Origin of the sequence: Shewanella sp. (assembly GCF_051658185.1) — a bacterium.
GTDB lineage: Bacteria > Pseudomonadota > Gammaproteobacteria > Enterobacterales > Shewanellaceae > Shewanella.
On the sequence record NZ_JBOFMC010000398.1, the window covers coordinates 1 to 8081 of the forward strand.

At 47.7% G+C, this 8081-nt stretch carries 8 protein-coding genes; 7 read left to right on the forward strand and 1 reads right to left on the reverse strand.

All coding sequences use genetic code 11. The annotated features are described in order from the left end of the window. Window positions 1–52 precede the first annotated feature (52 nt). Window positions 53–307: a DUF2986 domain-containing protein gene (locus ACRCZA_RS14925; RefSeq protein WP_438675181.1), complete on the forward strand. Its 255-nt coding sequence runs from the start codon at window positions 53–55 to the stop codon at window positions 305–307. A gap of 188 nt (window positions 308–495) precedes the next feature. On the opposite strand, the gene ACRCZA_RS14930 is transcribed toward ACRCZA_RS14925, so the two are convergent. Beyond that, the gene (locus tag ACRCZA_RS14930) at window positions 496–1839 is read right to left on the reverse strand and encodes an anaerobic C4-dicarboxylate transporter (protein WP_438675182.1); all 1344 of its coding nucleotides are present in this window, start codon (window positions 1837–1839) and stop codon (window positions 496–498) included. A gap of 314 nt (window positions 1840–2153) precedes the next feature. Here ACRCZA_RS14930 and ACRCZA_RS14935 point away from each other — a divergent pair, with 314 nt between their 5' ends. The 6 genes from ACRCZA_RS14935 to ACRCZA_RS14960 all read left to right on the forward strand — a co-directional run. Next, on the forward strand, window positions 2154–3332 hold the full coding sequence (locus ACRCZA_RS14935) for a PrnB family protein (protein ID WP_438675183.1): 1179 nt from the start codon (window positions 2154–2156) through the stop codon (window positions 3330–3332). A gap of 4 nt (window positions 3333–3336) precedes the next feature. Next, a complete protein-coding gene (locus tag ACRCZA_RS14940) occupies window positions 3337–4458 on the forward strand; it encodes an aminotransferase class V-fold PLP-dependent enzyme (protein WP_438675184.1) in 1122 nt (373 codons plus the stop codon). Window positions 4459–4980: 522 nt separating this feature from the next. Continuing rightward, window positions 4981–5616 carry an alpha/beta hydrolase gene (locus ACRCZA_RS14945; protein ID WP_438675185.1) on the forward strand — a complete coding sequence of 212 codons (636 nt, stop codon included), beginning with the start codon at window positions 4981–4983 and terminating at the stop codon, window positions 5614–5616. A gap of 84 nt (window positions 5617–5700) precedes the next feature. Beyond that, the gene (locus tag ACRCZA_RS14950) at window positions 5701–5874 is read left to right on the forward strand and encodes a YezD family protein (RefSeq protein WP_438675186.1); all 174 of its coding nucleotides are present in this window, start codon (window positions 5701–5703) and stop codon (window positions 5872–5874) included. Window positions 5875–5963: 89 nt separating this feature from the next. Then, window positions 5964–6977 (forward strand): sulfate ABC transporter substrate-binding protein, encoded by a 1014-nt coding sequence (locus ACRCZA_RS14955; protein WP_438675187.1) that lies wholly within the window; start codon window positions 5964–5966, stop codon window positions 6975–6977. A gap of 389 nt (window positions 6978–7366) precedes the next feature. Continuing rightward, window positions 7367–8081, forward strand: a 715-nt coding sequence (locus ACRCZA_RS14960; protein WP_438675188.1) for a transposase, incomplete at its 3' end; no start/stop codon positions are given.

Genomic DNA, 8081 nt, shown 5'->3' on the forward strand with positions numbered 1-8081 from the left:
TTGGCCGCCGGGATAGGTATAATCGCGGCCTTTTTCGCTTATTGGTTGGCCTATGAATCGCAAGAAAAAAATTAATCAGACCCTCAAGCACAAGGCAAAAAAGGCCAATGCGAAGCTGCAAACCACGCGCAAACCTCAAAATATCGCGAAGGCGGTGAGGGAAGCACAAGCGGCGACAATGATTGCTGATACGGTGACGGCTGACACTGTGGCTGCTGATATGGGGACTGCTGATATGGGGACTGTTGATATGGTCACGGCAGATATCCCGGCAGAGCCTGAGCCAGGATTAGCTGCACAGCCATAATCCCACGGTTATGGCGCAAATCTTTATATATCATCTTTATTTCAATGTATTAGCGGCTTTGCTGTGGGTGGTTGAGCCACAGTGTTTTGTGGCTAGGCGTTATGATTTGGTGGCCATGTCATCGCCATGAGCGCGGACATGGCCGCAGTGAAGGTTAGCCGTGCAAAGCTTCACTGCGCGCCGCCGATTTACAGTAAGCTAGTTGCCAGCACATACCCCACGCAGGATGCCGTCCCAACACCAATCAGCCCCGGAATGAGAAAGCTGTGGTTAATAATGAACTTACCAATTTTTGTTGTGCCTGAGCGGTCAAAGCCGATACAGGCTAAATCGCTCGGGTAGGTTGGTAGCACAAAATAACCATAGCTCGCTGGGAGAAAGGCGATCAGCAGCTTAGGGTCGACCCCGAGGGCGAGTCCCATTGGGGCGATGGCGGTGAGCGCTGCCGCTTGGCTATTGACCAGCTTAGAAATCAAAAACAGCACTAAGGCATAGGTCCAGGGTTGGTTTTGCACCACGTGGGACAGGTTTTCCTTCAGCACCTCCATATGGCTGATAAAGTAAGTATCACTCATCCACGCCACGCCAAAGACTGAAAAAATCGCCACCATTCCGGCTTTAAAAACGGGTCCATTGGCAATGTCTGCGGGTTTGACCTTGCAGGTCATAAGGATCAGCGCCCCGGCAATCAACATCATCATTTGGATCACTAGGTTCATCGAGAGCAAAGTGCTTTTGCCTTTTTCCTCAAAGGCGGGGCGCAACTCGCTAAAGGAGCCAAGCAGTACTACGGCCGCAATCGCAATAAAAAAGATGGCGGTGGCCCAATACGCCTCTTTGGGGAACCGTTGATTAAGTAGAGTTTCGCTCTTGTCGTAAATAAAGGATCTTTGGTCAGGATCGCTGATCCGCGCTTGGAATTCGCTATCTTTATCTAAGTCTTTGCCACGGCGCAGACTCCACAGCGCCGCCATGACCACCCCGCAAAGGGAGGCTGGCACGGATACCATGAGGATTTCTAGCATGGTATAGGCGTGGCCAACGCCATGTTGGGCGGCCAAGATAGACACCATAGACACCACCGCCACTGACACTGGCGAGGCGCAAATGGCCATCTGTGAAGCAACCGAGGCAACGGCCATCGGGCGCTCGGGGCGAATATTCTTTTTGATGGCGATATCGGCAATGATCGGGAACATGGTATAGACCACGTGGCCAGTACCGCACAGGAAAGTTAAGGTCCAGGTCGTCAAGGGTGCCAAAATGGTGATGTATTGTGGGTGGCGGCGTAGTACACGCTCGGCAAACTGCATCATCACATTTAAGCCGCCCGCCGTTTGCAGTACGGCGGCACAACCAATCACCGCCAGAATGGTGAGCATCACCTGCACCGGCGGTTGCCCCGGCGCTAACCCAAAGACAAACGTCAGCAAAAATAAGCCAATGCCACTGATAAGCCCAAGCCCCATGCCTCCGTAGCGGGTGCCGAGCAACAGGCACCCAAGTACAACGATAAATTCCATTAAAATCATTTGAGTTACCTCTGAGTTGCCCAATTCAATCGGAACATTGAAAGGGAGTAACGGCTAGTTTGCGGGGCTATTGCAGTTGATTATTGGCGTGGGTGCAAGCTGTAAATAAAAACTGGCACGCGGCAGTTCACAAATTTGACATCAGGCTAGAATCCCACGCGAATAAGTTGCATTCTTGTGAACTTAACATAGCCCAACGCGCAGGCCGTCGCCAGTGAGCCGCGTTCGGGCGCTCGCAGGGGCAACCGGCGAGTGTGTGGCCCACGGCGGGTTGCGCCTTAAATATCACCATAAGCAGCGTCAAGGATGTCCAATTGAAACCGACCACTTTTAATACCCACGCTTTTGATAGCTGGATCCGCACTCGATTTGTTGAGCTCAATTCTGAGTTGGAGCGGCGTTACTACCAGCAAGCGGATCGGGCCAATGTGCTCGAGGTGGGCGATGAGGTAAAGCACGCGCTCCTTAGCGAAGGGCGAGCGCTGATCAAAACGTTACTCGATGAAGGCAATACCGATGAAGGCTTTGATAGCGCCTTTGACTTACTCGGCAACGTGGGCCTATATATGGCCGCCTGCCGTCGCCATGAAATCACCGAGCCAACGCGCGAAACCACATCGCCACTTTTAGAGGCCTCCGCATTGGCGATGCACATTGGCGCCTCGATTGGGGTCACGCCCCGTTTTGCCACCGCCCATTTAACCACCCATAACCGCGCCCATAACGGGATCTACAAGCGTTTTACCGATTTGCCCGATGAAAAACTGTTTGTGGATTACAACACCAAAGGCATTTTGGCCTATAAACGTGCCAGCGACGCGCTCTTAAAAATCCAGCCACTGGGGATTTCTCACCCGATGACTCTGGATCTGCTGCGCGTCGCTAAACAGGCACTGCAGGATGTGATTGACTCGAATACGACATTATTTAAGCGCTTAGATACTGATCGCTTTTTTTACTGTGTTCGACCTTATTACAAACCCTATCGGGTCGGTTCTGTGGTGTATCGCGGCGCCAATGCGGGTGACTTTGCGGGCATTAACGTGATTGATTTAACGCTAGGCTTATGTTTTGCCAATGAAGCATCTTATTCGCAAATGCTGGTGGATAAGTTTTTATACATGATGCCCGAGGATCAACAACTCTTGCGGGAATGCATGCGTCGGCCGAATTTAATGGATGATTTTATCCAGTCGATGGCTCATCGCCATGAGGATTGGTATCAACAGAATCTAAAAATGTTCATTGAAGTCTGTGAGTTACACGGGCAAACCGCCATACAGCATCACAATGAATTGGTGACAAAATACATTGCCGAGCCGTCGGTCAGCATGGAGCAACAACATTTAGCTAAAGTGACCGCCAGTGGTCCACCGCTGCCTGTGTTACTCGCTTCCTTAGAAAAATTACGGGATAGGCGGGCGGCAGCCAATCGCAGCGATATTCGCACCCGCTATCACGATCTTAACCAACTAAAAAATAGCTTGAGGTAAGCGGATGTTTACGGAGATAAAACAAGATTTTTGCCTCCAAGGGCCGGGCTATTTACTTAATCATTCGGTTGGGCGGCCACTTAAATCGACCGAGCAAGCGTTTAAGCAGGCGTTTTTTGCACCTTGGCAGGCGTCGGGGCGTGAGCCTTGGGGCCAATGGTTAGGCGTGGTGGATGACTTTACCGCCGCGCTGGCGAGCTTATTCCATGGCCAGCCACAGGATTTTTGTCCGCAGGTCAATTTATCGAGCGCCTTGAGCAAAATTGTGATGTCCCTCGGCAGATTAAGGCGCGATGGTGCCGTGGTATTGATGAGCGAGATTGATTTTCCCAGCATGGGATTCGCCCTGAAAAAGGCGCTCCCCGCAAGCTGCGAATTGCGCTTTATTCCCAAAGGCTTAGATGTTACCGATCCCAATGTGTGGGACGCGCATATTGGCACCGATGTTGATTTGGTGTTTGTCAGTCATGCCTATTCAAACACTGGTCAGCAGGCGCCCCTCGCACAGATTATCCCCCTTGCCCGTGCGCGCGGCGGTTTGAGTCTGGTGGATGTGGCGCAGTCGGCGGGAATTTTGCCGTTCGATCTTGCCGCGTTACAACCTGATTTTATGATTGGCTCAAGCGTGAAATGGTTATGTTCCGGCCCCGGCGCCGCGTATTTGTGGGTTCACCCAGCCATCTTGCCCCAATGTCAGCCGCAGGATGTGGGCTGGTTTAGCCATGAAAATCCCTTTGAATTTGATATTCATGATTTTCGCTATCATCCAACGGCGTTAAGGTTTTGGGGCGGCACGCCCTCCATCGCGCCCTACGCGATTGCCGCCCATAGCATTCATTATTTTGCCAATATTGGCTCACAAGCCATGCGCGACCATAACTTGCAACTGATGGCGCCAGTGGTGCAGGCATTGGACAATGAGTTGGTCTCGCCGAGGGAGTTAGATAAGCGTAGCGGTACGCTGATTTTGCAATTTGGCGAGCGCCAAGCGCAAATGATGGCGGCGTTGGCCGAAGCCAACATCAGTGTCGATGCCCGCAGTTTGGGAGTGCGCGTGTCGCCGCATATCTATAACGATGCCGCCGATATCGCCATGCTGCTCGAGGTGATAACCGCCAATCGTTAACGGCAGATAATTAAATGCCCAAGCCAGCCTTGGGCAGGGTTATGGCGATAAGTGGTTGGAATGCGATGTGGCAAGTCGTCAGCATATGCCCGTCAACTCACTTTAATCCCATTTAATTGAATTAATCGCTGCCTATGGGTATGACGGGTGGATTTAGCATGGTTAAAATGCGCCAGTTTTGAATGCATTCGTTTACATTTATGCATCAGCGGCCGCCCGCTACTTTTGATGACACTTAATTCAAGCTATTTCAACCAAATCAAATTTTTGGCAAAGTGAAAGTGCATTATGTTGTGGGTTGATAATGGGTGGCCGGATTTATTTTTTTAATCTTGGTCTTCCATTTGAGTAGGGACATTTATTCGCGAAATTTAGATCCTAAATATATCTCATATTCCAAAATGAACTACATATAGCAACATTAATAACTAATTTTACAGTTATAGTCAGATTGCAAGTCAAGCTGGCTTCAATTTGTTGCCGTTTGACTCCTTTATCAACTCACATCTTGGAGGATGGAATATGACAACCTTATTAATTGTGCCTGGGTTTGGTGGTAGCGGCCCTTTACATTGGCAAAGTTGGATTGCACAGAAGTATAAATATGCTTTATGGGTAAACGACTTACCACTATTAGAGCCTAAAATTTATATCTGGGCCAATGCCATTGGCCGTACAATCGATCAAATCGAAGGTAAGATCCTCATTCTCGCCCACAGTTTTGGCTGTTTAGCAACAAGCCTTGCCATCGCTCAAAATCCACAGCGGATAGCTGCAGCTATTTTAGTTGCACCAGCATCACCATCAAGATTTTCTGAGAATGGACATATTTTGCCAGAACATGATGGTACTCAAACGATCAAACACTTATTGCCAAAACATCCCTTAGGCGTCACAGGGCTTGTCATTGCCAGCGAAAACGATCCTTGGATGCCCTTTAATCAGGCTGCAAAACTGGCAAAAAAATTTGGATTCCCAACAATCAACTTAGGGTTGAGTGGTCACATTAATGTTGATTCTGGACATGGCCAGTGGCCCCTCATTGATGTGCTTATTGGTTATCTAATTAACCAAATAGAAAGCACAGCTCAGAGCCAACCTAATGAACTCGCAAACTCAAACATACAACAGATCCTCTTATCACATAAAGGAATATAAAATCGCAAAAAATAATTTTTTAGTTATCTAAATTTGATTATAATTTCAATTACGTTGTCAAAAACCACTTACATAAGGACTTATATGGCAACCAAAGAAGATCTACAAACCGTTCGCCCCTTGCTCGTCAATAGTTTAGAAAAACTATTGGGTAAAATTGAGTTTGGGACCGTGGAATTAACCTTTCACCATGGGAAATTAGTGCAAATAGAAAAGAAGGAAAAAATTCGTTTGGACCAAGTTACGCCGTCGAAATAAAAACGAAATTTACCACCTAATCAACACTGTTAGACCACATCGCTGACCGGTCAACCGGAAGCCTTATTAAATAATATGAGGATTTCGGTATGAATATTTTATCTCACTTACAAAAAGCAACACTCACCTTAGTTTTGGCCTCGGCCAGTGTTCTCGCACTCGCTGAAGATACGCTATTGAATGTTTCCTATGATCCAACCCGAGAATTTTATCGGGAATATAACCAACTCTTCAGCCAATATTGGCAAAAACAAGGACATAATGCCCCAACCATACGTCAATCACACGCTGGTTCAGGCTCGCAAGCTCGCTCAGTTATTGATGGATTAGAAGCGGATGTTGTCACTCTGGCACTGGCCTATGACGTTGATTCATTGAGGAAAAAGGCAGATTTAATTCCTGATAATTGGCAAAGCCGCCTCCCGCACAACAGTTCTCCTTACACTTCAACTATTGTGTTGCTAGTACGTAAAGGAAATCCCAAGAATATCCATGATTGGAATGACTTAGTTCGTGAAGGTGTAGCAGTCATTACCCCAAATCCCAAGACTTCAGGTGGGGCGCGCTGGAACTATTTGGCCGCTTGGGGTTATGCACTCAAGCAATACGGCTCAGAAGAAAAAGCGTTAGAGTTTGTCACTCAGCTTTATAAAAACGTACCAGTGCTGGACTCTGGCGCCCGTGGCGCAACCAATACCTTTGTACAGCGTAAAATTGGCGATGTGTTCATCGCTTGGGAAAATGAAGCCATATTATCAGTTGAGCAGTTAGGAAAAGGTGAATTTGAAATCATTGTTCCAAGTGTCAGCATTCTTGCCGAGCCACCAGTGACGGTGGTAGATAAAAATGTCGATCGCAAAGGGACACGTAAGTTAGCAGAGGCTTACTTAGCACATCTCTATACTGATGAAGCACAACACCTAGCAGCAAAACACTTTTTTCGCCCGACAAACCCAGACGTTGCGTTGCAATACAAAGACAAGTTTCCACAACTGAAACTCTTTACCATTGATGAGATTTTTGGTGGCTGGAATAAAGCACAAAAAACTCATTTTAATGATGGTGGTCAATTTGATGCGATTTTAACCAAGATGAGCAAATAATCTTTTACGCGGTTTCGCTAATACGAAACCGCCCATGAGTTCCACTTATCTCGCTACGGAATAATGATATGTGCAAGGTTGTTATAAAATCTGTGCAACCTGGATTTGGTACTACCTTAGGCTTCTCAGTTTTATATTTAAGTTTGCTTTTTATTATTCCTGTAGCCGGATGAGTTCTGTTTACGCTGCAAATGAGTTGGGCTGACTTTTGGGTCGCAATTAGTCATCCTCGGGTTGTAGCCTCATACAAGCTGTCATTTACGGCGTCTTTTATTAGCGCCTAGCTAAGAAAGGGTTAAGCAAAAGGATTAAACAAGACACCCACACTTACTCGCTCAGTAGTTAACCTCCGGCTATGCTTTGCTTAAGCATTAGACAAGGAGGTTTGTATGCCGCGCCCTCGCCGAACCCAAATAAGTCTTGAAGATACACCCTATTACCACTGCTGTAGCCGCGTTGTTCGGCGTGCTTTTTTATGTGGTGATGATGCCTATTCGGGGGAGAATTATGACCATCGCCGTGGTTGGGTTGAAGCGCGAGTGTTTGAACTAGAAGCGGTTTTTGCTATTGATGTGGCGGCCTTCGCGGTGATGTCCAATCATCTGCATGTGGTGCTTAAGGTCGATATCGGCAGTGCCAATCGTTGGACTGACCGCGAAGTGCTTGAGCAGTGGCATAAGCTGTTTAAAGGCGATGAATTAACGCAAAAATTCGCTAAAGGTGAGCTAGTTGAGGCGCATGAGATCATGCGATTAAAGCATTCCATCGCCGTTTACCGTAGCCGATTATGTGATATTTCATGGTTTATGCGCTGCCTCAATGAACCGATAGCAAGGCAAGCAAATCAAGAAGATAACTGTACAGGTCGGTTCTGGGAAGGACGGTTTAAATCCCAAGCCTTACTTGATGAAGCCGCAGTCTTAGCCTGTATGGCTTATGTTGATTTGAATCCGATTCGAGCCCAACTGGCTGATACGCCAGAACAATCTGACCATACCAGTATTCAGTTACGTATTCGGGCGGCATTAAAAGGTGAGCAGCCGAGCAATCTATTACCATTTGTTGGTAATGAGCGCGACAACCAACCTAATGGTATTGCGTTTT